This is a genomic window from Pseudomonas frederiksbergensis (assembly GCF_017114915.1).
Classification (GTDB): domain Bacteria; phylum Pseudomonadota; class Gammaproteobacteria; order Pseudomonadales; family Pseudomonadaceae; genus Aquipseudomonas; species Aquipseudomonas frederiksbergensis_I.
This window is the reverse complement of the sequence record NZ_JAAUOE010000013.1, coordinates 54649-78283: the sequence shown is the minus strand read 5'-3', so window position 1 is coordinate 78283 and position 23635 is coordinate 54649. Positions and strand designations below refer to the sequence as shown.

30 protein-coding genes are annotated in these 23635 nt (G+C 60.5%); 19 read left to right on the top strand and 11 right to left on the bottom strand.

Translation table 11 applies throughout. The features are described from left to right. Positions 1-29: 29 nt before the first annotated feature. Positions 30-434, bottom strand: a complete 405-nt coding sequence (pilG, locus tag HCU66_RS12330) for a twitching motility response regulator PilG (RefSeq protein ID WP_007939368.1) — start codon at positions 432-434, stop codon at positions 30-32. A gap of 233 nt (positions 435-667) precedes the next feature. Between pilG and gshB the strand changes: the two genes are divergently transcribed. The 7 genes from gshB to HCU66_RS12295 all read left to right on the top strand — a co-directional run bounded on the left by gshB (position 668) and on the right by HCU66_RS12295 (position 6619). Beyond that, a complete protein-coding gene (gshB, locus tag HCU66_RS12325; protein WP_205888742.1) occupies positions 668-1621 on the top strand; it encodes a glutathione synthase in 954 nt (317 codons plus the stop codon). Positions 1622-1698: 77 nt separating this feature from the next. Further along, positions 1699-2598: an energy transducer TonB gene (locus HCU66_RS12320; RefSeq protein ID WP_205888741.1), complete on the top strand. Its 900-nt coding sequence runs from the start codon at positions 1699-1701 to the stop codon at positions 2596-2598. Positions 2599-2698: 100 nt separating this feature from the next. Next, positions 2699-3271, top strand: a complete 573-nt coding sequence (locus HCU66_RS12315) for a YqgE/AlgH family protein (RefSeq protein ID WP_205888740.1) — start codon at positions 2699-2701, stop codon at positions 3269-3271. After that, positions 3271-3717, top strand: a complete 447-nt coding sequence (gene ruvX / locus HCU66_RS12310) for a Holliday junction resolvase RuvX (RefSeq protein WP_018928712.1) — start codon at positions 3271-3273, stop codon at positions 3715-3717. Before HCU66_RS12315 ends, ruvX begins: the two co-directional genes overlap by 1 nt. Before the next feature lie 98 nt (positions 3718-3815). Continuing rightward, entirely contained in the window at positions 3816-4319 is a 504-nt protein-coding gene (gene pyrR / locus HCU66_RS12305; RefSeq protein ID WP_205888739.1) for a bifunctional pyr operon transcriptional regulator/uracil phosphoribosyltransferase PyrR, read from the top strand. 27 nt (positions 4320-4346) lie between these two features. Further along, positions 4347-5351: an aspartate carbamoyltransferase catalytic subunit gene (locus tag HCU66_RS12300; RefSeq protein ID WP_007939362.1), complete on the top strand. Its 1005-nt coding sequence runs from the start codon at positions 4347-4349 to the stop codon at positions 5349-5351. Further along, positions 5348-6619 (top strand): dihydroorotase, encoded by a 1272-nt coding sequence (locus HCU66_RS12295; protein WP_205888738.1) that lies wholly within the window; start codon positions 5348-5350, stop codon positions 6617-6619. The genes HCU66_RS12300 and HCU66_RS12295 overlap by 4 nt, the downstream gene beginning before the upstream one ends. A gap of 36 nt (positions 6620-6655) precedes the next feature. Here the strand turns inward: HCU66_RS12295 and HCU66_RS12290 are convergent, their stop codons facing one another. Next, entirely contained in the window at positions 6656-7087 is a 432-nt protein-coding gene (locus tag HCU66_RS12290; protein ID WP_205888737.1) for an NINE protein, read from the bottom strand. A gap of 250 nt (positions 7088-7337) precedes the next feature. Between HCU66_RS12290 and HCU66_RS12285 the strand changes: the two genes are divergently transcribed. Beyond that, positions 7338-7958, top strand: coding sequence for a C40 family peptidase (locus tag HCU66_RS12285; RefSeq protein ID WP_205888736.1), 621 nt, complete (start codon positions 7338-7340; stop codon positions 7956-7958). 44 nt (positions 7959-8002) lie between these two features. On the opposite strand, the gene HCU66_RS12280 is transcribed toward HCU66_RS12285, so the two are convergent. Next, entirely contained in the window at positions 8003-9037 is a 1035-nt protein-coding gene (locus HCU66_RS12280; RefSeq protein WP_205888735.1) for a type IV pilus twitching motility protein PilT, read from the bottom strand. A 56-nt stretch (positions 9038-9093) separates the two neighbouring features. Between HCU66_RS12280 and HCU66_RS12275 the strand changes: the two genes are divergently transcribed. The 10 genes from HCU66_RS12275 (at position 9094) to HCU66_RS12230 (ending at position 15983) form a co-directional block, all read left to right on the top strand. After that, positions 9094-9780: a YggS family pyridoxal phosphate-dependent enzyme gene (locus tag HCU66_RS12275; RefSeq protein WP_205888734.1), complete on the top strand. Its 687-nt coding sequence runs from the start codon at positions 9094-9096 to the stop codon at positions 9778-9780. A gap of 35 nt (positions 9781-9815) precedes the next feature. Then, a complete protein-coding gene (gene proC, locus HCU66_RS12270) occupies positions 9816-10634 on the top strand; it encodes a pyrroline-5-carboxylate reductase (protein WP_205888733.1) in 819 nt (272 codons plus the stop codon). 10 nt (positions 10635-10644) lie between these two features. Further along, a complete protein-coding gene (locus HCU66_RS12265; protein ID WP_205888732.1) occupies positions 10645-11235 on the top strand; it encodes a YggT family protein in 591 nt (196 codons plus the stop codon). A gap of 4 nt (positions 11236-11239) precedes the next feature. Beyond that, positions 11240-11530, top strand: a complete 291-nt coding sequence (locus tag HCU66_RS12260) for a DUF167 family protein (protein ID WP_205888731.1) — start codon at positions 11240-11242, stop codon at positions 11528-11530. 99 nt (positions 11531-11629) lie between these two features. Continuing rightward, on the top strand, positions 11630-12769 hold the full coding sequence (metX, locus tag HCU66_RS12255; protein ID WP_205888730.1) for a homoserine O-succinyltransferase MetX: 1140 nt from the start codon (positions 11630-11632) through the stop codon (positions 12767-12769). A gap of 7 nt (positions 12770-12776) precedes the next feature. Continuing rightward, positions 12777-13397 carry a methionine biosynthesis protein MetW gene (gene metW, locus HCU66_RS12250; protein ID WP_007939351.1) on the top strand — a complete coding sequence of 207 codons (621 nt, stop codon included), beginning with the start codon at positions 12777-12779 and terminating at the stop codon, positions 13395-13397. Between the two features lie 26 nt (positions 13398-13423). Then, entirely contained in the window at positions 13424-13858 is a 435-nt protein-coding gene (locus HCU66_RS12245; protein ID WP_205888729.1) for a DUF4426 domain-containing protein, read from the top strand. Beyond that, entirely contained in the window at positions 13855-14451 is a 597-nt protein-coding gene (gene rdgB, locus HCU66_RS12240) for an RdgB/HAM1 family non-canonical purine NTP pyrophosphatase (protein WP_205888728.1), read from the top strand. The genes HCU66_RS12245 and rdgB overlap by 4 nt, the downstream gene beginning before the upstream one ends. After that, positions 14448-15650 carry a radical SAM family heme chaperone HemW gene (gene hemW / locus HCU66_RS12235; RefSeq protein ID WP_241015468.1) on the top strand — a complete coding sequence of 401 codons (1203 nt, stop codon included), beginning with the start codon at positions 14448-14450 and terminating at the stop codon, positions 15648-15650. The genes rdgB and hemW overlap by 4 nt, the downstream gene beginning before the upstream one ends. Positions 15651-15659: 9 nt before the next feature. Beyond that, entirely contained in the window at positions 15660-15983 is a 324-nt protein-coding gene (locus tag HCU66_RS12230; RefSeq protein ID WP_205888727.1) for a DUF3392 domain-containing protein, read from the top strand. Between the two features lie 133 nt (positions 15984-16116). Here the strand turns inward: HCU66_RS12230 and trmB are convergent, their stop codons facing one another. From trmB to HCU66_RS12210, 4 genes are all read right to left on the bottom strand, one after another. Beyond that, positions 16117-16842, bottom strand: coding sequence for a tRNA (guanosine(46)-N7)-methyltransferase TrmB (gene trmB, locus HCU66_RS12225; protein ID WP_205888726.1), 726 nt, complete (start codon positions 16840-16842; stop codon positions 16117-16119). Positions 16843-16851: 9 nt separating this feature from the next. Next, positions 16852-17646: a thiazole synthase gene (locus HCU66_RS12220; RefSeq protein WP_007939343.1), complete on the bottom strand. Its 795-nt coding sequence runs from the start codon at positions 17644-17646 to the stop codon at positions 16852-16854. 63 nt (positions 17647-17709) lie between these two features. Further along, on the bottom strand, positions 17710-17910 hold the full coding sequence (gene thiS, locus HCU66_RS12215) for a sulfur carrier protein ThiS (protein ID WP_007897898.1): 201 nt from the start codon (positions 17908-17910) through the stop codon (positions 17710-17712). 70 nt (positions 17911-17980) lie between these two features. After that, on the bottom strand, positions 17981-18361 hold the full coding sequence (locus tag HCU66_RS12210) for a DUF423 domain-containing protein (protein WP_205888725.1): 381 nt from the start codon (positions 18359-18361) through the stop codon (positions 17981-17983). Between the two features lie 74 nt (positions 18362-18435). Between HCU66_RS12210 and mtgA the strand changes: the two genes are divergently transcribed. Continuing rightward, the gene (gene mtgA, locus HCU66_RS12205; protein WP_205888724.1) at positions 18436-19158 is read left to right on the top strand and encodes a monofunctional biosynthetic peptidoglycan transglycosylase; all 723 of its coding nucleotides are present in this window, start codon (positions 18436-18438) and stop codon (positions 19156-19158) included. Positions 19159-19247: 89 nt separating this feature from the next. On the opposite strand, the gene rpoH is transcribed toward mtgA, so the two are convergent. From rpoH to ftsY, 4 genes are all read right to left on the bottom strand, one after another. Continuing rightward, entirely contained in the window at positions 19248-20102 is an 855-nt protein-coding gene (gene rpoH, locus HCU66_RS12200) for an RNA polymerase sigma factor RpoH (RefSeq protein ID WP_007897890.1), read from the bottom strand. Positions 20103-20215: 113 nt separating this feature from the next. Then, a complete protein-coding gene (ftsX, locus tag HCU66_RS12195; protein ID WP_205888723.1) occupies positions 20216-21241 on the bottom strand; it encodes a permease-like cell division protein FtsX in 1026 nt (341 codons plus the stop codon). Then, the gene (ftsE, locus tag HCU66_RS12190) at positions 21238-21909 is read right to left on the bottom strand and encodes a cell division ATP-binding protein FtsE (RefSeq protein ID WP_007897888.1); all 672 of its coding nucleotides are present in this window, start codon (positions 21907-21909) and stop codon (positions 21238-21240) included. Before ftsE ends, ftsX begins: the two co-directional genes overlap by 4 nt. Continuing rightward, a complete protein-coding gene (ftsY, locus tag HCU66_RS12185; RefSeq protein ID WP_205888722.1) occupies positions 21906-23411 on the bottom strand; it encodes a signal recognition particle-docking protein FtsY in 1506 nt (501 codons plus the stop codon). The genes ftsE and ftsY overlap by 4 nt, the downstream gene beginning before the upstream one ends. Between the last annotated feature and the right edge of the window lie 224 nt (positions 23412-23635).

The following is a 23635-nucleotide window of genomic DNA, read 5'->3' as shown; positions in this document are numbered from 1 at the left end:
CCCCATGGCCGAGCGTCACTGTGCGTGTCCTACTGCGGCGAAACGGCGGCAAAGCCCGGTACGTGGGCCTGGATCGCGTTCAGCAGTTCTTCCTTGCTGAAAGGCTTGGTCAAAAACTGGTCGGAACCGACGATCCGCCCCTTGGCCTTATCGAACAACCCGTCCCTGGACGACAGCATAATCACTGGCGTGGACTTGAACGCACTGTTGTTCTTGATCAATGCGCAGGTCTGATAGCCATCCAGACGCGGCATCATGATGTCGACAAAGATGATGCCGGGATGATTGTCGGCAATCTTGGCCAGGGCATCGAAACCATCGATTGCGGTGATGACTTCACAGCCCACGTTTTTCAACAGCGTTTCGGCGGTGCGACGAATCGTTTTCGAATCGTCGATCACCATGACCTTCAAGGCGCTGGAATGCTGTTCCATAGGGGCTCTACCGTCGCCTTTGTGAATCAATTTGTCCGTTTGCCACTCACCGTTGGCTCGAAACCCTTGATACTCAAGGGCCAATACGGCATGGCAGCCTTTTTAGCACAGTCTCCCCATCCAATCTATCGGGCGACCCTGGCGGTGGTTTTTCCTTGACCGGGAACCCACTCAGCGCCACTCTGACGCCACTTTTTCACTGCACTTTCCACCCCAATTTCGAGGAAAACCCCATGAGCGTTCGCGTCGGGATTGTCATGGACCCCATCGCCGGCATCTCCTATAAAAAGGATAGCTCGCTGGCCATGCTGCTGGCCGCGCAAAAGCGTGGCTGGGAACTGTTCTATATGGAACAGCGCGATTTGTATCAGGCCGAGGGCCAGGCGCGCGCGCGGATGCGTCCGCTGAAAGTCTTCGCCGACCCGCATAAGTGGTTCGAACTGGGCGCCGAATCCGATTCACTGCTGAGCGATCTGGACGTGATCCTGATGCGCAAGGATCCGCCGTTCGACATGGAATTCGTCTACTCCACTTACCTGCTGGAGCAGGCCGAAAACGCCGGCGTGCTGGTGGTCAACAAGCCGCAAAGCCTGCGCGACTGCAACGAAAAACTGTTCGCCACGCTGTTCCCGCAGTGCACGCCGCCGACCATCGTCAGCCGCCGCCCGGACGTGTTGCGTGAATTCGCCGACCATCACGGTGACGTGATCCTCAAGCCGCTGGACGGCATGGGCGGTTCGTCGATCTTCCGTCACACCGCTGGCCACCCGAACCTGTCGGTGATCCTCGAGACCCTGACCCTGCATGGCAAGCAGCAGATCATGATCCAGGGTTACCTGCCGGCGATCGTCGATGGCGACAAGCGCATCCTGATGATCGACGGCGAGCCGGTGGATTACTGCCTGGCCCGGATTCCCGCCCACGGCGAAACCCGTGGCAACCTCGCCGCCGGGGGTCGTGGCGAAGCCCGTCCGCTGACCGACAAGGATCGCTGGATCGCCGCACAAGTCGGCCCGACCCTGCGTGAGAAAGGCTTGCTGTTCGTGGGTCTCGACGTGATCGGCGAGCACCTGACCGAAATCAACGTCACCAGCCCGACCTGCATTCGCGAGATCGATAACGCGTTCGGCACCGACATCGGCGGCCAGTTGATGGATGCCATCGATCAGAAGCTCAAGTCTCGTTGATCGAGAACAGCCAAGAACCGACCAACATTGCGTTATCATCGCCGGCCTGTAAAAAACGCGATGTTGGTTTTCTTGTCATGACACTCCCGTCCGATCTGCCCGCTGAACTCGCCCATCGTGGCGTGCGTCCGGCTGATCGCCTCGGTTTTACCCTGTTTCTCGCGGCGCTGATTCACCTGGCCTTGTTGTTGGGCGTCGGGTTCACCATGGTCGAACCCAAGCAAATCAGCAAAACCCTGGAAATCACCCTCGCCACCTTCAAAAGTGAAACCAAGCCCAAGAAAGCCGATTTTCTCGCTCAAGAGAATCAGCAAGGCAGTGGCACCCTGGAGAAAAAGGCGATCCCCAAGACCACCGAGGTCGCGCCCTTCCAGGACAACCAGGTGCAGAAGGTCACCCCGCCGCCCACCGCCAAACCTCAAGTGCAGGAAGCCGCGCCCAAGGCAGCCGTGACGACCGTCGCGCCGAAGCCGAAAAAAGCCGCGGCCAAGCAGGAAGACGTCAAGACCGAGATCAAGCCCAAGATCGAGGCACCGACCTTCGACAGCTCGCAGCTGTCCAGCGACATCGCCAGCCTGGAAGCGGAACTGGCCAATGAACAACAGCTGTACGCCAAGCGCCCGCGCATTCACCGTTTGAGCGCCGCGTCGACCATGCGTGACAAGGGCGCCTGGTACAAGGACGAATGGCGCAAGAAGGTCGAGCGCATCGGCAACCTCAATTACCCCGACGAAGCCCGGCGCAAACAGATTTACGGCAATTTGCGCCTGATGGTCTCGATCAACCGCGACGGCTCGCTGTATGAAGTGTTGGTGCTGGAATCGTCCGGACAGCCGCTGCTGGACCAGGCGGCCCAACGTATCGTAAGGCTGGCCGCGCCGTTCGCACCCTTTACCGGGGATCTGTCGGATATCGATCGTCTGGAAATCATCCGCACCTGGAAGTTTGCCCGTGGGGACCGGTTGTCCAGTAATTGACCAGCGCTCCCACATTGGATCGGTGCTGTCAGGGGTATTCGGGCATTTCCTGTGCATCCTCAGCTTGTCAGTTCGCCCCTCCAACGCCACACTAGCGCTCATGAAGAACGTCAGCCCCAGCTACCTCAAGCATCACTTCCTGATCGCCATGCCTCACATGGCCGACCCGAACTTTGCGCACACCTTGACCTACATCGTCGAGCACACGGCCAATGGTGCCATGGGGCTGGTGGTCAACCGTCCGCAGGACCTGAACCTGGCCGATATCCTCGAGCAATTGCGCCCCGATATCGAACCGCCAGCGCTCTGCCAGCACGTGCCGATCTTTATCGGCGGCCCGGTGCAAACCGATCGTGGTTTTGTCCTGCACCCGTCGGGGAAAACCTATCAGGCTACCGTTGATCTGGATGGCGAGTTGTCGCTGTCGACCTCCCAGGATGTGCTGTTCGCCATCGCCGACGGCGTCGGCCCCGCGAAAAGTGTGATCACCCTCGGCTATGCCGGTTGGGAAGCCGGGCAACTGGAAGCCGAACTGGCCGACAACGCCTGGCTGACTTGCCCGTTCCATGCCGACATTCTGTTCAACACCAGCAGCGAATTGCGTCTCGAAGCGGCGGCCAGGCACCTGGGTATCAACCTCAGCCTGCTCACCAGCCAGGCGGGGCACGCCTGATGGCTCTGCGGTTGATTCTGGGGTTCGACTACGGCACCAAACAGATCGGCGTGGCGGTCGGCCAGGTGATTACCGGCCAGGCCCGCGAGCTGTGCACCTTGAAGGCACAAAACGGCATTCCCGACTGGAATCAGGTCGAAGCCCTGATCAAAGAGTGGAAACCCGACGCTGTGGTGGTCGGCCTGCCGCTGAACATGGACGGCACACCCAGCGACATGTGCCTGCGGGCCGAAAAGTTCGCCCGCCGCCTGAACGGCCGCTACAACCTGCCCTTCTATACTCACGATGAACGCCTGACCACCTTCGAAGCCAAGGGTGAACGCCTGGTCCGTGGCGGCCAGAAAGGCAGTTACCGCGACAACCCGGTTGATGCCATCGCCGCCGCACTGTTGCTGCAAGGCTGGCTCGACGAAAACACCGCATTGTTCGAATCCTCCAGCACCTGATTCTGAAGAGTCGCTACGGCGGCTCCCTTAGCTACAACCCGAGCCCTACCCACGCGCCATACCCACAAAGCGGGCTCGGGACCAAGAAGGAGCAAACCATGAGCCTGCCTAATCCCGCCGAACTGATCAGCCAGATGGCGATCCGTCTCAAGGCTTACCTGGAAAACCGTGGCATCAGCGAACCGCGTTATATCGGTATTCGGACCGGTGGCATCTGGGTCGCTCAGGCGTTGCTCAAGGAGTTGGGCAGCGACGCGCCGCTGGGCACCCTTGATGTGTCCTTCTACCGCGACGACTTCAGCCAGAGCGGCCTGCACCCGCAAGTGCGTCCTTCGGCGCTGCCATTCGAGATCGAAGGCCAGCACCTGGTGCTGATCGATGACGTGCTGATGAGCGGTCGGACCATCCGCGCCGCGATGAACGAACTGTTCGACTACGGCCGCCCGGCCAGCGTGACGCTGGTGTGCCTGCTGGACCTGGACGCCGGTGAGCTGCCGATCCGCCCGAACGTGGTCGGTGCGACCCTGGCGCTGGCGGCCCACGAACGGGTGAAGCTGTCCGGCCCGGAACTCAAGCTCGAACTGCAAGACCTCGCCCTTTAATTCGCCCTATTGAGAGTCCCCCTCGCGATGACGCCTCTAGAAACCAAGCGCCCGCTGCAGCTCAATGATCAGGGCCAGCTGCGCCACTTCCTCTCGCTCGACGGTTTGCGCCGCGAGCTGCTGACGGAAATCCTCGACACCGCCGACTCGTTCCTCGAAGTCGGCGCCCGGGCGGTGAAGAAAGTCCCGTTGCTGCGCGGCAAGACCGTGTGCAACGTGTTCTTCGAGAACTCCACCCGCACCCGCACCACCTTCGAGCTGGCGGCCCAGCGGCTGTCGGCCGACGTGATCACCCTGAACGTGTCGACATCGTCGGCGAGCAAGGGCGAAACCCTGCTCGACACCCTGCGCAACCTGGAAGCCATGGCCGCCGACATGTTCGTCGTGCGCCACGGTGATTCCGGGGCGGCGCACTTCATTGCCGAGCATGTGTGCCCGCAAGTGGCGATCATCAACGGCGGCGACGGCCGTCACGCGCACCCGACCCAGGGCATGCTCGACATGCTCACCATTCGTCGGCACAAGGGCGGCTTCGAAAACCTCTCGGTGGCCATCGTCGGCGACATCCTGCACTCGCGGGTAGCGCGCTCGAACATGCTGGCCCTGAAAACCCTCGGCTGCCCGGACATCCGCGTGATCGCGCCGAAAACCCTGCTGCCGATCGGCATCGAGCAGTACGGCGTGAAGGTCTACACCGACATGACCGAAGGCCTGAAAGACGTCGACGTGGTGATCATGCTGCGCCTGCAGCGTGAACGCATGACCGGCGGTCTGCTGCCGAGCGAAGGCGAGTTCTACCGCCTGTTCGGCCTGACCACCGCGCGCCTGGCCGGTGCCAAGCCCGATGCCATCGTGATGCACCCGGGGCCGATCAACCGTGGAGTGGAGATTGAGTCGGCGGTGGCCGATGGTCCGCACTCGGTGATCCTCAACCAGGTGACCTACGGCATCGCAATTCGTATGGCCGTGCTGTCCATGGCCATGAGCGGGCAAACAGCCCAGCGCCAATTCGAGCAGGAGAACGCCCAGTGAAGCTCAGCATTCTCGGCGCACGCGTTATCGATCCGGCCAGCGGCCTGGATCAAGTGACTGATATCCACGTTGAAGCCTGCAAAATCGTCGCCCTTGGCGCCGCTCCTGCCGGTTTCACTGCTGTAGAAACCATCGACGCCAAAGGCCTGGTGGCCGCCCCGGGCCTGGTTGACCTGAACGTCGCCCTGCGCGAGCCGGGCTACAGCCGCAAAGGCTCGATCGCCAGCGAAACCCGCGCCGCCGCGGCCGGTGGCGTGACCAGCCTGTGCTGCCCGCCGAAAACCAGACCGGTGCTGGACACCTCGGCCGTGGCTGAATTGATCCTCGACCGCGCCCGCGAGGCCGGCAACACCAAAGTGTTCCCGATCGGCGCCCTGAGCAAAGGCCTGGACGGCGAGCAGCTTGCAGAGCTCGTTGCCTTGCGCGATGCCGGCTGCGTGGCCTTTGGCAACGGTCTGGAGAGCTTCCACAACACCCGCACCCTGTGCCGGGCGCTGGAATATGCGGCGACGTTCGACCTGACGGTGATTTTCAACTCGCAGGACCATGATCTGGCCGACGGTGGCTTGGCCCACGAAGGCCCGACCGCCAGTTTCCTCGGTCTGCCGGGCATTCCGGAAACCGCCGAAACCGTGGCCCTGGCCCGGGATCTGCTGCTGGTCGAGCAAAGCGGCGTGCGTGCGCACTTCAGCCAGCTCACCAGCGCACGCGGCGTGGCATTGATCGCTCAGGCCCAGGCCCGCGGTCTGAAAGTCACGGCGGACGTGGCGTTGTATCAGTTGATCCTCACCGACGAAGCGCTGATCGACTTCAGCAGCCTCTATCACGTCCAGCCGCCGCTGCGCACTCGTGCGGACCGCGATGGCCTGCGGGCAGCGGTGAAATCCGGCGTGGTATCCGCCATCTCCAGCCATCACCAGCCTCACGAGCGCGATGCCAAACTGGCACCGTTCGGCGCGACCGAACCGGGCATCAGCAGCGTTGAACTGCTGTTACCGCTGGCGATGACCTTGGTGGAGGACGGTTTGCTCGACCTGCCAACCCTGCTCGCTCGCTTGAGCGCCGGCCCTGCCGAGGCATTGCGCCTGCCGGCGGGTAAATTGGCGGTGGGTGGTGCGGCGGATATCGTGCTGTTCGACCCGGCGGCTTCGACCGTGGCGGGTGAAACCTGGCTGTCCAAGGGCGAAAACTGCCCGTTCATTGGCCACAGCCTGCCGGGCGTGGTGCGTTATACCCTGGTGGACGGTCGGATCAGTCACCAGGCATAAAACCTGTGGCGAGGGAGCTTGCTCCCTCGCCACAGCTTACTGGAAGGCACCTCTGTTCTGCGCATTACGAACTGATATCTGGTCATTCAGTGTCCAGAAGTCATACAACACCCCCAGAAAGAACAACCCGCCCGTGAGCAGGTACAGCAACCCGCTGATCCACTTGCCCTGATACATCCGGTGTACACCCAATACCCCAAGAAACGTCAGCAGAATCCACGCAACGTTGTATTCGATGGGGCCGGCGGTAAAGCGCAGGTCCGCTTCACGATCCATGGCCGGGATCAGAAACAGGTCAATCAACCAGCCGATGCCCAGCAAGCCGAAGGTGAAAAACCAGATAGTCCCGGTCACCGGCCTGCCGTAATAGAAGCGGTGAGCCCCGGTAAAACCGAAAATCCACAGCAGGTAACCGATTACTTTGCTGTGTGTGTCTTGCTGTGAAACCGGATGTCGATAGGTGTTCATGGATGACCTCGATTCACGCGATAGAGAAATATTCTTGAATTCTTTGTGACTTTTTTACAGGCAGCCGACATACGGCGAATGCTACCTTGGGCCCCGTCAAAGCCTTGTAACACCTGACTTGTGTCCGACAATTGCGCCAAATTACCGCTTATTTGGTTCCGTTGACCCCAAGGTTGAATCGACCAACGGCCTCGGAAGGGACAAAAAAGCTGTTATAAAGTTGCGCGCTAACCCATACGAGCCTTGCCTAATGCGTCCATTTTTCAAGACATGGCTAACCATTTGCCTATTATTGCCCCTGGCCGCCCACGCCACCAATCGTGAGCAACGTCTTCCTAACGTTAATGGTTACACTCCAAAATCCCATGTTTCTGCTCCTTCGAGCAAAAACAAACAGACCGTACAACGTTCCACCCAACTGAGCAGCGCCAACAGCAAGCTGGTTCCGCCGATGGCGAGCAAGGAAAGCAGCAATGTGTTGAGCCGCGCGGTCAACGTCCTCGGCACACCTTATCGTTGGGGTGGCAGCAGCCCAAGTAAAGGGTTCGATTGCAGCGGTCTGGTGAAATACGCGTTCAACGACGCCACGTTCGACCTGCCGCGGACCTCCAATGCCATGGCCAGCGGTCATGGCGAGAAAGTCGATCGCAATGATTTGAAGCCGGGCGACCTGATTTTTTTCAAACTCAAGAGCCGCCGGGTCAATCACGTTGCCATCTACCTGGGTAACGACCGTTTCATCCACGCGCCACGTCGTGGCAAGTCGGTGAGCATCGACACCTTGAAGAAACCGTACTGGGAAAGCCACTACGTGGTTGCCAAGCGGGTTCTGCCTAAAGAACAGAACGCATTGCGGGTTGTTCAGCGCTGATTCGACACTGATCGTTCCCATGCGTGGGAACGATCAACTTCCCGTCAGAAGTTATCCGGCGACCGCGCCTTCTCCCGCGCATGCTCGCGGCTGATCACGCCTTTGGCCACCAGTTCCTTCAGGCACATATCCAGCGTCTGCATCCCCAGCGACCCTCCCGTCTGAATCGACGAGTACATCTGCGCCACCTTGTCTTCGCGAATCAGGTTACGGATCGCCGGGGTGCCGAGCATGATTTCGTGGGCGGCAATCCGCCCGCCGCCGATTTTCTTAATCAATGTCTGGGACACCACCGCCAGCAACGACTCGGAGAGCATCGAGCGCACCATCGATTTCTCGTCGCCCGGGAACACGTCCACCACCCGGTCGATGGTTTTCGCCGCCGATGTGGTGTGCAGCGTGCCGAATACCAGGTGACCGGTTTCGGCGGCGGTCAATGCCAGCCGAATAGTCTCCAGATCACGCATTTCCCCCACCAGAATCACGTCCGGGTCTTCACGCAGGGCAGAGCGCAGGGCCGTGGCGAAACTGCGGGTATCGCGATGGACTTCGCGCTGATTGATCAGGCATTTGCGCGATTCGTGGACGAACTCGATGGGGTCTTCGATGGTGAGGATGTGGTGATGGCGATGACTGTTCAGGTAATCGATCATCGCCGCCAGCGTGGTGGACTTGCCGGAACCGGTCGGGCCGGTCACCAGCACCAGGCCACGGGGCGATTCGGTAATCTTGCGAAACACTTCCCCCATGCCCAGGTCGTCCATGCTCAGGACCTTGGACGGAATGGTCCGGAATACCGCGCCTGCACCACGATTCTGGTTGAAGGCATTGACCCGAAAACGCGCCACGCCGGGCACTTCGAAGGAAAAGTCGGTTTCAAGATGCTTCTCGAAGTCCACCCGCTGGAGGTCGTTCATGATGTCGTAGATCAGCTCATGCACCTCCTTGTGGTCCAGCGCCGGCAGATTGATACGCCGTACATCGCCGTCGACACGAATCATCGGTGGCAGCCCGGCAGACAGGTGCAGGTCGGACGCCCCCTGTTTGGCGCTGAAAGCCAGCAGCTCAGTGATATCCATAGCGCTCCTCAATTCCAGTAGAATGCCGCGAACCTCAGACCCGCTGGCGCCTCTTGATGTCCACGATAGCAGACAACATTCTTCAGGTTAGTTCACGCATCCAGGCAGCAGCCAACGCTGCCCACCGTGACGAGAACAGCATCCAGTTGCTGGCCGTAAGCAAGACCAAGCCCGCCGAGGCCCTGCGTGAAGCCTATGCCGCCGGGATCCGCGACTTTGGCGAAAACTACCTGCAGGAAGCCTTGAGCAAACAGCTCGAATTGGACGACCTGCCCTTGATCTGGCACTTCATCGGCCCCATTCAATCGAACAAGACTCGTGCTATCGCCGAGCACTTCGACTGGGTGCATTCCGTGGATCGTCTGAAAATCGCACAACGCCTGTCCGAACAACGGCCTGCCGATTTGCCTCCCTTGAACATCTGCATCCAGGTCAACGTCAGCGGTGAAGCCAGCAAATCCGGCTGCACCCCGGCCGATCTGCCCGCCCTGGCCGATGCCATCAGTGTTTTGCCGCGTCTGAAATTGCGCGGTTTGATGGCGATTCCCGAGCCGACTGAAGATCGTGCCGCCCAGGATGCCGCTTTCGCTGCCGTGCAGAGCCTGCAAGCCAGCCTGAACCTGCCACTCGACACACTTTCCATGGGCATGAGCCACGACCTTGAGTCGGCCATTGCCCAAGGCGCCACCTGGGTCCGTATCGGTACGGCCCTGTTTGGCGCCCGTGATTACGCTCAGCCTTGAATGCGGCTGACTCACCTCTCTAATAAGGACCTGACATGAGCAAGACTCGTATTGCCTTTATCGGTGCCGGCAACATGGCCGCCAGCCTGATCGGCGGCCTGCGCGCCAAAGGTCTGGACGCCGCGCAGATCCGCGCCAGCGATCCGGGTGAAGAAACCCGTGCCCGCGTACATGCCGAACACGGCATCGAAATGTTTGCCGACAACACCCAAGCCATCGAGGGCGTGGACGTGGTCGTGCTGGCGGTCAAGCCCCAGGCGATGAAAGCCGTCTGCGAAGCCATCCGCCCAAGCCTCAAGCCGAATCAACTGGTGGTATCGATTGCGGCCGGTATCACCTGTGCCAGCATGAACAACTGGCTTGGCACCCAGCCTATCGTGCGTTGCATGCCCAACACCCCGGCACTGCTGCGCCAGGGCGTGAGCGGCTTGTACGCCACGGCCAAAGTGAGCGCCGAGCAACGCCAGCAAGCGCAAGAGCTGTTGTCGGCGGTTGGCACCGCTTTGTGGCTGGACGAAGAACAACAGCTGGACGCGGTTACCGCCGTTTCCGGCTCGGGCCCGGCGTATTTCTTCCTGCTGATCGAGGCCATGACCGCCGCTGGCGTGAAACTCGGCCTGCCAGCCGAAATCGCTGCACAACTGACCGTGCAAACCGCGTTGGGCGCCGCACACATGGCCGTCGCCAGCGATGTCGACGCGGCTGAACTGCGTCGCCGCGTGACATCGCCCGCGGGCACCACGGAAGCGGCGATCAAGTCGTTCCAGGCCGGGGGCTTCGAAGCTCTGGTGGAAAAAGCACTCGGCGCCGCCGCGCACCGCTCGGCCGAGATGGCCGAACAACTGGGTCAATAAGGAGCCATTCATGATTGGATTGAACACTGCAGCGGTCTACGTGCTGCAAACCCTCGGCAGTCTGTACCTGCTGATCGTGTTGCTGCGCTTCGTGCTGCAACTGGTGCGCGCAAACTTCTACAACCCGCTGTGCCAGTTCGCCGTGAAAGCGACCCAGCCACTGCTCAAGCCTATGCGCCGGATCATTCCGAGCCTGTTCGGCCTGGACATGTCTTCACTGTTGCTGGCGATTCTCGTGCAACTGGCATTGATGGCCCTGACGCTGCTGCTGACTTACGGCACCACCGGCAACCCGCTGCAATTGCTGATCTGGTCGCTCATCGGCGTGACCGCGCTGTTCATGAAGATTTTCTTCTTTGCCCTGATCATCAGCGTGATCCTGTCCTGGGTCGCACCGGGCAGCCATAACCCGGGCGCCGAGCTGGTGAACGATATCTGCGAGCCGGCCCTGGCGCCGTTCCGCAAGATCCTGCCGAACCTCGGCGGCCTTGATCTGTCACCGATCTTTGCGTTCCTGGCGCTCAAGCTGATCGACATGCTGGTGATCAACAACCTCGCGGCCTTGACCATGATGCCGCAGATCCTGCGCCTGCTGATCTGATCCGGTGAGCTACTTTCGCTGGGACGGTGATGACCTGATTCTGGAGTGTCACCTGCAACCTGCAGCCCGCAGCGATGATTTCGCCGGGCTGCATGGCGATCGCCTGAAAATCCGCCTGACCGCGCCACCGGTCGAGGGCAAGGCCAATGCGTATCTGATGGCGTTTCTGGCCAAGGCGTTCGGGGTTTCCAAAAGCCAGGTCAGTTTGATCAGTGGCGAGTTGAACCGGCAGAAGCGGGTGCGGATTTGTTCGCCGAAGAAGCTGCCGGAGCTACCCGGTCTGACACCACCCTGATCGTTCCCACGCTCCGCGCGGGAACGATCGTTGGCCGTCGCTTGCTGCTACGGGCAGCGGTCTTTAGACTTACGCCTCATTTCAATGAGAGCAGGGTCGATGCCAGCTGCCTTCCCCCCCGATTCTGTTGGTCTGGTGACGCCGCAAGTGGCGCACTTCAGTGAACCCCTGGCCCTGGCCTGCGGGCGCTCGCTGGCAGCTTATGACCTGATCTATGAAACCTACGGCACACTGAACGCCAAGGCGAGCAACGCCGTGCTGATCTGCCATGCCTTGTCCGGTCACCATCATGCCGCCGGTTTCCACAGCCCCGACGACCGCAAACCCGGTTGGTGGGACAGTTGCATCGGCCCCGGCAAACCGATCGACACCCACAAGTTCTTCGTGGTCAGCCTGAACAACCTCGGCGGTTGCAACGGTTCCACCGGCCCCAGCAGCATCAATCCGGACACCGGCAAGCCCTTCGGCGCCGACTTCCCGGTGCTGACCGTGGAAGACTGGGTCCACAGCCAGGCGCGCCTCGCCGACCTGCTCGGCATCGGCCAATGGGCGGCGGTGATCGGCGGCAGCCTCGGCGGCATGCAGGCCCTGCAATGGACCATCACCTACCCGGACCGCGTGCGGCACTGCCTGGCCATCGCCTCGGCGCCGAAACTGTCGGCGCAGAACATCGCGTTCAACGAAGTCGCACGCCAGGCCATCCTCACCGATCCGGAGTTCCACGGCGGTTCGTTCCAGGAAGCGGGCGTGATCCCCAAGCGCGGGCTGATGCTGGCGCGGATGGTCGGGCACATCACGTACCTGTCCGACGACTCCATGGGCGAGAAATTCGGTCGTGGCCTCAAGAGCGAAAAGCTCAACTACGACTTCCACAGCGTCGAGTTCCAGGTCGAAAGCTACCTGCGCTATCAGGGTGAGGAGTTTTCCGGACGTTTCGACGCCAACACCTACCTGCTGATGACCAAGGCACTGGACTACTTCGACCCGGCGGCGAACTTCGACGATAACCTGGCGAAAACCTTCGAAGGTGCCAAGGCAAAATTCTGCGTGATGTCCTTCACCACCGACTGGCGCTTCTCCCCGGCCCGCTCGCGGGAGCTGGTGGACGCGCTGATGGCGGCCAGGAAAGACGTCTGCTACCTGGAGATCGATGCTCCGCAAGGCCACGACGCCTTCCTGATTCCGATCCCGCGTTACTTGCAGGCCTTCGGCAATTACATGAACCGTATTTCGCTTTGAGGAAGACATGAGAGCCGATCTGGAAATCATCCAGGAATGGATCCCCGCCGGCAGCCGCGTGCTCGACCTCGGCTGCGGTGACGGCGAGCTGCTGACCTGGCTGCGCGACCACAAGCAGGTCACCGGCTATGGCCTGGAAAACGACCCGGACAACATTGCCGAGTGCGTGGCCAAGGGCATCAACGTCATCGAACAGGATCTGGACAAGGGGCTTGGCAATTTTGCCAGCAACAGCTTCGACATCGTGGTCATGACCCAAGCCCTGCAAGCCGTGCACTACCCGGACAAGATCCTCGACGAAATGCTGCGGGTCGGTCGCCAGTGCATCATCACCTTCCCCAACTTCGGTCACTGGCGCTGCCGCTGGTACCTGGCGAGCAAGGGCCGGATGCCGGTGTCGGAGTTTCTGCCGTACACCTGGTACAACACGCCAAACATTCACTTCTGCACCTTCGAAGACTTTGAAGCACTGTGTCGCGAACGTGAAGCCAAGGTCATTGATCGACTTGCCGTGGATCAACAGCATCGACACGGGTGGGCCAGTAAGCTATGGCCTAATCTGTTAGGTGAGATCGGCATCTATCGCGTCAGCAGCCCCGGTCTGCCGGACCACAAGGTCGCGGTCTGAATCACGACACTTCGAGGAGAACGATCATGGGTCGACTAGCGCTGTTTTTACTCACTGCCTGCCTGAGCGTCACCGCCATGGCCGCCGATGTCATCAAAGGCGAGCGTAAAGAAACCTTTGGCGACGTGACGGTGCACTACAACACCTTCAACTCCACGTTCCTGACACCGGATATCGCCAAAGCGGCCGAGCTGACCCGCAGTAAGAACCAGGGCGTGATCAACGTCTCCGTACTCAAGGACGGCAAACCGCAAACGGCGCAAGTCAGCGGGACGGTCAAGGACCTGATCGGCGCTCCAGTGCCCCTGAAGTTCAAGCAGATCACTGAAACCGGCGCGGTCTACTACATTGCCCAATTCTCGGTACCGCAGCAGGAGATCCGCACGTTCCAGATCACGGTGCAGACTGGCGACAAAATCAACACCATCAATTTCCAGCAAGAGCTCTTCCCCGGCCAATGATGAATTTCACGCAACTCGTACTGGCCAGCCACAACGCCGGCAAACTCAAGGAACTCCAGGCCATGCTCGGCGAATCGGTGCACTTGCGCTCGATCGGCGAGTTCAGCCGCGTCGAGCCTGAAGAAACCGGCCTGTCGTTCGTCGAGAACGCCATTCTCAAGGCCCGCAATGCCTCGCGCATTTCCGGCCTGCCGGCCTTGGCCGACGATTCGGGGCTGGCGGTGGATTTTCTCGGCGGTGCGCCGGGTATCTATTCGGCTCGTTACGCCGACGGTAAAGGCGATGCGGCGAACAACGCCAAACTGCTCGACGTCTTGAAAGACGTGCCACAAACCGAGCGCGGCGCGCAGTTCGTCTGCGTATTGGCGCTGGTGCGTCATGCCGACGATCCGTTGCCGATTCTCTGCGAAGGCCTGTGGCATGGGCGCATCCTGACCCAGGCCAGTGGTGAACACGGCTTTGGCTACGATCCGCTGTTCTGGGTGCCGGAGCGCGAGTGCTCCAGCGCCGAGCTGAGCCCGAGCGACAAAAACCAGATCAGCCACCGCGCCCGTGCAATGGATCTGCTGCGCCAGCGTCTGGGCCTGAAATGACCATTGAATCATCCGCGTCGCCGCTGATCTTCGGCGGCGCGCAAACGCCTCGGGCCGCTTTGCCTGTGCTGCCGCCCCTGGCGCTGTACATCCACATCCCGTGGTGTGTACGCAAATGCCCTTATTGCGACTTCAACTCCCACACCGCCAGCCCCGTGCTGCCGGAGCAAGAGTATGTGGACGCCTTGCTGGCCGACCTCGATCAGGACCTGCATGCGGTCTATGGCCGCGAACTGAGCTCGATCTTCTTCGGCGGCGGTACGCCGAGCCTGTTCAGCGCCGAGGCTCTGGGCCGTTTACTCAAAGGCGTCGAACAACGCATTCCGTTCGTCAGCGACATCGAAATCACCCTGGAAGCCAACCCCGGGACATTCGAGCAGGAGAAATTCCGCGCTTACCGGGCGCTGGGTATCAATCGCCTGTCGATCGGCATCCAGAGCTTTCAGCAAGAAAAGCTCGAGGCCCTGGGACGGATTCACAACGGTGACGAAGCGGTACGCGCCGCCGGCATGGCGCGGCAGGCCGGGTTCGATAACTTCAACCTGGACTTGATGCATGGCTTGCCGAATCAGTCCCTGGACGATGCCTTGGCGGACCTGCGCACAGCCATCGCCCTGAAACCGACACATCTGTCGTGGTATCAGCTGACCCTGGAACCGAACACGGTGTTCTGGAACCAGCCGCCAACGCTGCCGGAAGACGACACATTGTGGGACATTCAGGAGGCCGGGCAAGCGCTGCTGGCCGAACACGGTTACGCACAATACGAAGTCTCGGCCTATGCCCTTCCCGGCCGGCCGGCGCGGCACAACCTCAATTACTGGAGTTTCGGCGACTTCATCGGCATCGGCGCCGGGGCCCACGGCAAGCTCAGCCATCCGGACGGACGCATCGTGCGCACCTGGAAGACCCGCCTGCCGAAGGACTATCTCAACCCGGCCAAGAGCTTCCAGGCCGGCGAGAAAGCCCTGACCAACGAAGAGCTGCCGTTCGAGTTCCTGATGAACGCACTGCGTCTGACCGAGGGTGTCGAATCGCGGCTGTACCCGGAACGCACGGGCATGACACTGGACAGCCTCGCCGAAGGTCGTCGCGACGCAGAACAAAGCGGCCTGTTACAGGTCGAACCGTCACGTCTGGCGGCCACCGAGCGCGGACAGCTCTTCCTCAACGACTTGCTGCAGAAATTTCTGACATAAGGAAATCGAATGGATCTGATACTCGACCTGCTGGCCACAGTATCCCGCTGGAGCCGCAGCAACCTCTCGGAAATCGCCCTGGCCCTGGTGGGCTGCCTGCTGGTGCTGTTTGGTGCGGATTTCAAAGGCTGGGTCGAGCAGCGTCTGGGCAGCATCGCCGGCGCCTTGCGCGTGCCACTGATGTCCCTGCTGTGCATCATCGGCAGCGGCGCAGCGCTGATCTACGCCACGCCATGGGTGGTGCGCGGCTTGAGCCAGTTCAACAACTACAGCCTGGCGCCGGTGTTGTTGGTGGTGCTGGTGTTGATCGGTGTCGTCGCTGATCGCCGCTGACTCCTCAGACACAACACAAAACAAATGTGGGAGCGAGCCCGCTCGCGACAGCGGTCTGACAGCCAACGAAGAGGTTGAATGTCATGGCGCTATCGCGAGCAGGCTCGCTCCCACAATTTTTACAGCGTTGTACTTAAGCCAGCTTCTCGAACTTCAAATCCCACACCCCATGCCCAAGACGTTCGCCACGGCGTTCGAACTTGGTGATCGGGCGTTCGGCCGGGCGCGGCACACACTTGCCGTCTTCGGCGAGGTTGCTATAGCCCGGGGCGACGTTCATCACTTCCAGCATGTATTCGGCGTACGGTTCCCAGTCGGTCGCCATATGCAGAATGCCGCCGACCTTCAGCTTGCTGCGCACCAGTTCGGCGAACGACGCCTGAACGATACGACGCTTGTGATGACGGCTCTTGTGCCACGGGTCCGGGAAAAACAGCATCAAGCGGTCGAGGCTGTTGTCGGCGATGCAGCGGTTGAGCACTTCAATCGCATCGCAATCGTAGACACGCAGGTTGGTCAGGCCCTGGGTCAGCACGCCATTGAGCAACGCGCCGACACCCGGACGGTGAACCTCAACGCCAATGAAATCCTGCTCCGGCGAGGCCGCGGCCATTTCCAGCAGCGAATGGCCCATGCCGAAACCGATTTCCAGCGAGCGTGGCGCGGAGCGGCCGAACACCTGATCGAAATCCACTGGTGCATCAGCCAAAGGCAATACGAACAGCGGAGCACCCTGCTCCAGGCCCCGTTGCTGGCCTTCGGTCATGCGCCCGGCGCGCATCACGAAACTCTTGATGCGGCGGTGTTGGCGCTCTTCGCCTTCTTCCTGCTGGATAGGCGTGTCGTTTGATTCAGTCATCAATGGCTCTTACTTGATCAGACCATCCAGCGGCGAGGAGGCGCTGGCATAGAGTTTTTTCGGCATGCGGCCGGCGAGGTAGGCCAGACGGCCTGCCACGATGGCATGTTTCATGGCTTCGGCCATCATGATCGGCTGCTGGGCATGGGCGATGGCCGAGTTCATCAGCACCGCTTCACAGCCCAGTTCCATGGCGATGGTGGCGTCGGAAGCCGTGCCGACACCGGCATCCACCAGCACCGGAATTTTCGCTTCTTCGAGGATGATCTGCAGGTTGTACGGGTTGCAGATCCCCAGGCCGGAACCGATCAGACCGGCCAGCGGCATGACCGCGATGCAACCGATTTCCGCCAGTTGCCGGGCAATGATCGGGTCATCGCTGGTGTACACCATCACGTCGAAGCCTTCCTTGACCAGCACTTCGGCGGCCTTGAGGGTTTCGATCACGTTGGGGAACAGGGTTTTCTGATCCGCCAGCACTTCCAGCTTCACCAGATTGTGGCCGTCGAGCAGCTCACGGGCCAGGCGGCAGGTGCGCACGGCTTCGATGGCGTCGTAGCAACCGGCGGTGTTAGGCAGGAAGGTGTAGCGATCCGGCGACAGGACTTCGAGCAGGTTCGGTTCGCCCGGGTTCTGGCCGAGGTTGGTCCGGCGCACGGCGAAGGTGACAATCTCAGCGCCCGAGGCCTCGATGGCCAGGCGGGTTTCTTCCATGTCGCGGTACTTGCCGGTGCCTACCAGCAAACGCGACTGGTAAGTACGACCGGCCAGGACGAAGGGCTTGTCGCTACGAACGATGCTCATGGGAAATCCTCTGTTGGGGTGAGGTTCTTGCACAATGATTCCGTGGCCGCTCGGGCCGGGCGACTAGCCGCCGCCGATGGCGTGTACCACTTCGACCGAGTCGCCGTCGTTCAGCGTGGTTTCAGCGTGCTGGCTGCGCGGGACGATATCCAGATTGAGCTCGACCGCCACCCGGCGCCCGGTCAGTTCCAGACGGGTCAGCAGGGCCGCAACGGTTTCACCGTCGGGCAGTTCAAGGGATTCGCCGTTCAACTGAATGCGCATGCCGAATGCCGCCATCATTTTAGGGGCTGGCATTCTAGCCCGATCATGACCTAAAGGTCAGCAACAAGCGTCAAGCGGTAAGCTGCAAGCGCCAGGCGGCAAGCCCCAGGCAAAACCAGCCGACCAGAAACGCCAGGCCACCGAAGGGTGTAACAATCCCGAGCTTGCTGACGCCGGTCATCGTCAACAGGTACAGACTGCCGGAAAACAACAGAATGCCGATGGAAAAGGATGCGCCGGCCCAAGCGGTCAGGCGTCCGGGAATCTGCGTGGCCAACAGCGCCACACCCAGCAATGCCAGGGTATGCACCAGTTGATAAGTCACGCCCGTGTGGAAAATTGCCAGGTACTCGGCGCTCAGGCGGTTTTTCAGGCCGTGGGCGGCGAATGCGCCCAAAGCAACGCCGGTGAAGCCGAAGAAAGCGGCCAGCATCAGAAAGCCACGCAGCATGAAGAACTCCAGTCAGACTCGATCAACAGGGTCTGTATAATGGCCGGCTCAACGGGTTCGGCCAAGCCATCTCTATGCTGCAGATAATTTTCCGTCGTCTCACAAAGGCCCTGCTCTGGTTCGCGGGCGGTAGCGTATTGCTGGTGTTGCTGTTTCGGGTGGTGCCGCCACCGGGAACGGCGCTGATGGTCGAGCGCAAGATCGAATCCTGGTTCGACGGCGAGCCGATTGACTTGCAACGCACCTGGAAACCCTGGGATGAAATCTCCGACAACCTGAAAGTCGCGGTGATTGCCGGTGAGGACCAGAAGTTTCCCGAGCATTGGGGCTTTGATTTCAGCGCGATTCAGGCGGCGTTTGCCCATAACGAGCGAGGCGGCTCGATTCGCGGCGCCAGCACCCTGAGCCAGCAGGTATCGAAAAACCTGTTTCTGTGGTCCGGCCGCAGTTGGTTGCGTAAAGGTCTGGAAGCCTGGTTTACCGGGCTGATCGAAGTGTTCTGGCCCAAGCAGCGGATTCTTGAGGTGTACCTCAATAGCGTCGAGTGGGATGAAGGCGTGTTTGGCGCCGAAGCGGCAGCTCGCCATCACTTTGGTGTGGGTGCGGGTTCGCTGTCCCGGCAGCAGGCGAGTTTACTGGCGGCGGTATTGCCGAACCCTCGGGTGTGGAGCGCCAGCCATCCGACCTCTTACGTTGCAAGGCGGGCCGGGTGGATTCGCCAGCAAATGAATCAGTTGGGCGGGGACAGTTATCTGATCGGCCTCAACGATTCGCGCCGGGCGCCGTGGTCTCAATGACTTAACGCCCCCTGTAGGTCCGTGTAAGCGGGCACAAACAAAAACGCCCCGATCAAATGATCGGGGCGTTTTTTATGCCTTCGTGCGGGTTACGCCGCGATCGACAACTTGAGCTTGTTCATCGCGCTCTTCTCGAGCTGACGAATACGCTCGGCCGACACGTTGTACTTCTGCGCCAGGTCGTGCAGCGTGGCTTTTTCTTCTGCCAGCCAGCGCTGGTAGAGGATGTCGCGGCTGCGGTCGTCCAGCACCTCAAGCGCTTCGTGCAGGTTGTGGTTGGAGTTGTCGCTCCAGTCGGCGTCTTCCAGTTGACGGGCCGGATCGTACCGGTGGTCTTCCAGGTAGTTGGCCGGCGATTGGAAAGCGCTGTCGTCGTCCGCTTCCGCGGCCGGGTCGAAGGCCATGTCGTGACCGGTCAGGCGACTTTCCATCTCGCGTACTTCCCGTGGCTCTACACCGAGGCTTTCCGCCACGCGATGGACTTCCTCGTTGTTCAGCCAGGCCAGACGTTTCTTCTGGCTGCGCAGGTTGAAGAACAGCTTGCGCTGAGCCTTGGTGGTCGCGACTTTGACGATCCGCCAGTTGCGCAGGATGAACTCGTGGATTTCCGCCTTGATCCAGTGCACCGCAAAGGACACCAGGCGTACGCCCATTTCCGGGTTGAAACGCTTGACCGCTTTCATCAGGCCGACGTTGCCTTCCTGGATCAGGTCAGCCTGGGCCAGGCCGTAGCCGGAATAGCTACGGGCAATGTGTACGACAAAACGCAGGTGGGCGAGCACCATCTGCCGAGCCGCCCCCAAATCCTGCTCATAATAGAGACTCTCGGCCAGTTCACGCTCCTGCTCCGGCGTCAGCAATGGAATGCTGTTCACCGTGTGCACATAGGCCTCCAGGTTCGCACCCGGGACCAGAGCATATGCAGGCTGCAAAGAATTGGTCATACGAAAAAACCTCCGACTTACATAACTCGTGCAGTTCAGCACTGCGAAAATTGACCGGGAACCAAAAGACAAGTTCCCATAAACGCTGAAAGGTCAATACGAGCAAAATGATATTACTTTGGCGCAAGCTCCCGCAGGTGGCGTGCGACTGCAATCCATGCACCGATATACCCCAACAGCACCGCGCCAAGCAAGAGCGATAGACCGTCGGCAACTGGCACTCCGGCCAGCGCAAAGTCACTGCCGTACAAACCGGCCAACCCCACCACCGCGTCGTTCAGCCAGTTCAGGCCGAACGCCAATACGCCCCAGGAAAGAATCCCCGCACCAAAGCCATAAAGCGCACCCATATACAGAAAGGGCCTGCGCACATAGCTGTCAGTGCCGCCGACGAGTTTAATCACTTCTATCTCTGTGCGGCGGTTTTCAATATGAAGACGAATGGTATTGCCTATCACCAAAAGTAATGCAGACACCAAAAGCACGGTCAGACCGAAGACAAATCGGTCGCCCAGCTTGAGGATGGCTGCCAGACGCTCGACCCAGACTAGATCAAGTTGTGCCTGTTGTACCTTCGGCAATTCGGAAAGTTTTTGTCGTAATGCTTCAAGCGCGGGCTTGTCGACCTCGTTCGGGGTCACCAGGACCACGCCCGGCAGCGGGTTTTCCGGGAGTTCCTTGAGCGCTTCGCCCAGCCCGGACTGCTGCTGGAACTCTTCCAGTGCCTGATCGCGCCCCACGTATTCGGCGTCGGCCACGCCCGGCATGCCCTTGATCTGCTCGCGCAACGACTCGCCCTGTTCAGGGCCGGCATCGAGTTGCAGGTACAGGGAAATCTGCGCCGCACGCTGCCAGGAACCGCCCAGACGCTCGACGTTATTCAGCAAAAGTGACAGGCCCATCGGCAAGCTCAGGGCCACCGCCATCACCATGCAGGTGAAAAAACTGCCGATCGGGTGCTTGCCCAAGCGACGCAAGCTGTCCAGCAAACTGGCACGATGACTTTCGATCCAGGCGCGCAACAGCGTGGCGAAATCCGGGCCATCGTCATCGTCGCGTTTTTTCTTCTGCTGCGGTTGCGGATCGGCGGCCTTCGGGGCCACACGTTCGGAAACCTTGGGGCTACGTGTGGCACTCATACGCCGGCCTCCCCGTCGCCGATCAATCGGCCACGCTGCAGGGTCAGCATGCGATGACGCATGCGGGCAATCAGCGCCAGGTCGTGACTGGCGATCAGCACGCTGGTACCCAGGCGATTGATGTCTTCGAACACGCCCATGATTTCTGCCGCCAGACGCGGGTCGAGGTTACCGGTCGGTTCGTCCGCCAGCAGCAACGCCGGACGGTGAACGATGGCGCGGGCGATGCCGACGCGCTGTTGCTGGCCGGTAGACAAGTCGCCTGGATAGAGATCGGTTTTATCCGAGAGCGCCACGCGCTCCAGGGCCGAGTCCACGCGCTTGGCGACCTCGGCCTTGGACAGTCCAAGGATCTGCAACGGCAATGCGACGTTGTTGAACACCGTGCGATCGAACAGCAACTGGTGGTTCTGGAATACCACGCCAATCTGCCGGCGCAGGAACGGAATCTGCGCGTTGCTGATGGTGCTCAGGTCTTGCCCGGCCAGCAGCAATTTGCCGGTGGTCGGACGCTCCATGGCCAGCAACAGACGCAACAAGGTGCTTTTACCGGCACCGGAATGGCCGGTGACAAACAAGAATTCGCCCCGACGGACTCGAAAGCTCAGCTCATGCAAGCCGACGTGACCGTTCGGGTAGCGTTTACCGACCTGTTCGAAACGAATCATGAACGCTCCCGCTCGGCAAACAATGCCTGGACAAAGGGTTCTGCTTCAAAAGTACGCAAATCGTCGATGCCTTCACCGACGCCGATGTAACGAATCGGTAAGCCAAACTGCTTGGCCAGGGCAAAAATCACCCCGCCCTTGGCGGTGCCGTCGAGCTTGGTCAGCGCCAGGCCGGTCAATTCGACGGTCTGGTTGAATTGCTTGGCCTGGTTGATGGCGTTCTGGCCGGTACCGGCGTCGAGCACCAACAGCACCTCATGAGGCGCGTCGGCGTCGAGCTTGCCAATCACCCGGCGAACCTTCTTCAGCTCTTCCATCAAATTGTCTTTGGTGTGCAGGCGACCGGCGGTGTCGGCGATCAGCACGTCGATGCCCCGGGCCTTGGCGGCCTGCACGGCGTCGAAGATCACCGAAGCCGAGTCGGCGCCGGTGTGCTGGGCGATGACCGGGATCTTGTTGCGCTCACCCCAGACCTGCAATTGCTCGACCGCCGCGGCGCGGAAGGTGTCACCGGCGGCGAGCATGACTTTCTTGCCCTCCAGTTGCAGCTTCTTCGCCATTTTGCCGATGGTGGTGGTTTTGCCGGCGCCATTGACGCCCACCACCAGAATCACGAACGGCTTGTTCTGCGAGGTGATTTTCAGCGGCTGTTCGACCGGCTTGAGCATCGCTGCCAGTTCGGCCTGCAGGGATTTGTACAGGGCATTGGCATCGGCCAGTTCCTTGCGGGCGACTTTCTGAGTCAGACGCTGAATGATCACCGACGTCGCTTCGACGCCGACATCGGCCGTCAGCAGACGGGTTTCGATGTCTTCGAGCAGCTCGTCGTCAATGATTTTCTTGCCGAGGAACAGACTGGCCATGCCCTCGCCAATGCTGGCGCTGGTCTTGGACAGGCCTTGCTTGAGACGGGCGAAGAAACCGGCTTTGGTCTCTTCGGTACGCACAGGCTCGACTGGAGTTTCGACGGGCGCAACCGGTGTGGCGGCAACAGGAGTGATGACGGGTGCAGGTGCAGGCGCTTGAGCAACTGGAGCAACTGGAGCAACAAATGTTGGTACTACAGGCTCTGGAACAACCGGTGCAGGTTCGGCTACGAACACGGGCGCAACGGCCGCCGGTTCAACCACTGGCGCCCGAACCGGCTCAGGCGCATAAGCAGTCGGGGCCGGAATCGGTGGCGTAATGTGCGGCGCCTGCTCATCTTCGACCAGTGCCACCGGCTCTTCCGCTACCGGCAATGTCAGCCACGGCGCGGCAACGGGTGTCACCGGCAATGGGGCCGCGATTTCGGTTTCAGGTGCAAGCTCGGTCACAGGTTGGAGCACCGGCTCGGCAATCGGCGCAGGTTTTTGCTCTATAACCGGCGCTGGTGCTGGCTCAGGAAGTGGTTGTGGCTGTTCGACAACGGGTTCCTGCGGCTTTTTGCGCAGCCATCCGAACAGGCTTTTCTTCTCGCCAGCCGCAGCTGGGGTCTTCTTGTCGTCGTTGGAACCAAACATGGAGGACGGCTATCTCACGGTGGCGACGCGCCAAAAGGCGCCTCGGCAAATAAATAATTCGATGCTGAACAGACTGCGATTCATCCAGCTTGTTCACGCGCAACATTTTGTCGAGGTGCCAACGGCATCTCAAAGAATCGATTTCACGAAGGACTAGATCGGCAAAATCGGCGAAAAAGCAGAGTTTAGCTGCTAAACACATGCCTTCCGTCGCAAACCTATAC

Bases quoted from the DNA above. Each gene is read 5' to 3' on its own strand.
- pilG (WP_007939368.1), bottom strand. From the start codon at position 434: ATGGAACAGCATTCCAGCGCCTTGAAGGTCATGGTGATCGACGATTCG.
- gshB (WP_205888742.1), top strand. From the start codon at position 668: ATGAGCGTTCGCGTCGGGATTGTCATGGACCCCATCGCCGGCATCTCC.
- HCU66_RS12320 (WP_205888741.1), top strand. From the start codon at position 1,699: ATGACACTCCCGTCCGATCTGCCCGCTGAACTCGCCCATCGTGGCGTG.
- HCU66_RS12315 (WP_205888740.1), top strand. From the start codon at position 2,699: ATGAAGAACGTCAGCCCCAGCTACCTCAAGCATCACTTCCTGATCGCC.
- ruvX (WP_018928712.1), top strand. From the start codon at position 3,271: ATGGCTCTGCGGTTGATTCTGGGGTTCGACTACGGCACCAAACAGATC.
- pyrR (WP_205888739.1), top strand. From the start codon at position 3,816: ATGAGCCTGCCTAATCCCGCCGAACTGATCAGCCAGATGGCGATCCGT.
- HCU66_RS12300 (WP_007939362.1), top strand. From the start codon at position 4,347: ATGACGCCTCTAGAAACCAAGCGCCCGCTGCAGCTCAATGATCAGGGC.
- HCU66_RS12290 (WP_205888737.1), bottom strand. From the start codon at position 7,087: ATGAACACCTATCGACATCCGGTTTCACAGCAAGACACACACAGCAAA.
- HCU66_RS12285 (WP_205888736.1), top strand. From the start codon at position 7,338: ATGCGTCCATTTTTCAAGACATGGCTAACCATTTGCCTATTATTGCCC.
- HCU66_RS12280 (WP_205888735.1), bottom strand. From the start codon at position 9,037: ATGGATATCACTGAGCTGCTGGCTTTCAGCGCCAAACAGGGGGCGTCC.
- HCU66_RS12275 (WP_205888734.1), top strand. From the start codon at position 9,094: ATGTCCACGATAGCAGACAACATTCTTCAGGTTAGTTCACGCATCCAG.
- proC (WP_205888733.1), top strand. From the start codon at position 9,816: ATGAGCAAGACTCGTATTGCCTTTATCGGTGCCGGCAACATGGCCGCC.
- HCU66_RS12265 (WP_205888732.1), top strand. From the start codon at position 10,645: ATGATTGGATTGAACACTGCAGCGGTCTACGTGCTGCAAACCCTCGGC.
- metX (WP_205888730.1), top strand. From the start codon at position 11,630: ATGCCAGCTGCCTTCCCCCCCGATTCTGTTGGTCTGGTGACGCCGCAA.
- metW (WP_007939351.1), top strand. From the start codon at position 12,777: ATGAGAGCCGATCTGGAAATCATCCAGGAATGGATCCCCGCCGGCAGC.
- HCU66_RS12245 (WP_205888729.1), top strand. From the start codon at position 13,424: ATGGGTCGACTAGCGCTGTTTTTACTCACTGCCTGCCTGAGCGTCACC.
- rdgB (WP_205888728.1), top strand. From the start codon at position 13,855: ATGATGAATTTCACGCAACTCGTACTGGCCAGCCACAACGCCGGCAAA.
- hemW (WP_241015468.1), top strand. From the start codon at position 14,448: ATGACCATTGAATCATCCGCGTCGCCGCTGATCTTCGGCGGCGCGCAA.
- HCU66_RS12230 (WP_205888727.1), top strand. From the start codon at position 15,660: ATGGATCTGATACTCGACCTGCTGGCCACAGTATCCCGCTGGAGCCGC.
- trmB (WP_205888726.1), bottom strand. From the start codon at position 16,842: ATGACTGAATCAAACGACACGCCTATCCAGCAGGAAGAAGGCGAAGAG.
- HCU66_RS12220 (WP_007939343.1), bottom strand. From the start codon at position 17,646: ATGAGCATCGTTCGTAGCGACAAGCCCTTCGTCCTGGCCGGTCGTACT.
- thiS (WP_007897898.1), bottom strand. From the start codon at position 17,910: ATGCGCATTCAGTTGAACGGCGAATCCCTTGAACTGCCCGACGGTGAA.
- HCU66_RS12210 (WP_205888725.1), bottom strand. From the start codon at position 18,361: ATGCTGCGTGGCTTTCTGATGCTGGCCGCTTTCTTCGGCTTCACCGGC.
- mtgA (WP_205888724.1), top strand. From the start codon at position 18,436: ATGCTGCAGATAATTTTCCGTCGTCTCACAAAGGCCCTGCTCTGGTTC.
- rpoH (WP_007897890.1), bottom strand. From the start codon at position 20,102: ATGACCAATTCTTTGCAGCCTGCATATGCTCTGGTCCCGGGTGCGAAC.
- ftsX (WP_205888723.1), bottom strand. From the start codon at position 21,241: ATGAGTGCCACACGTAGCCCCAAGGTTTCCGAACGTGTGGCCCCGAAG.
- ftsE (WP_007897888.1), bottom strand. From the start codon at position 21,909: ATGATTCGTTTCGAACAGGTCGGTAAACGCTACCCGAACGGTCACGTC.
- ftsY (WP_205888722.1), bottom strand. From the start codon at position 23,411: ATGTTTGGTTCCAACGACGACAAGAAGACCCCAGCTGCGGCTGGCGAG.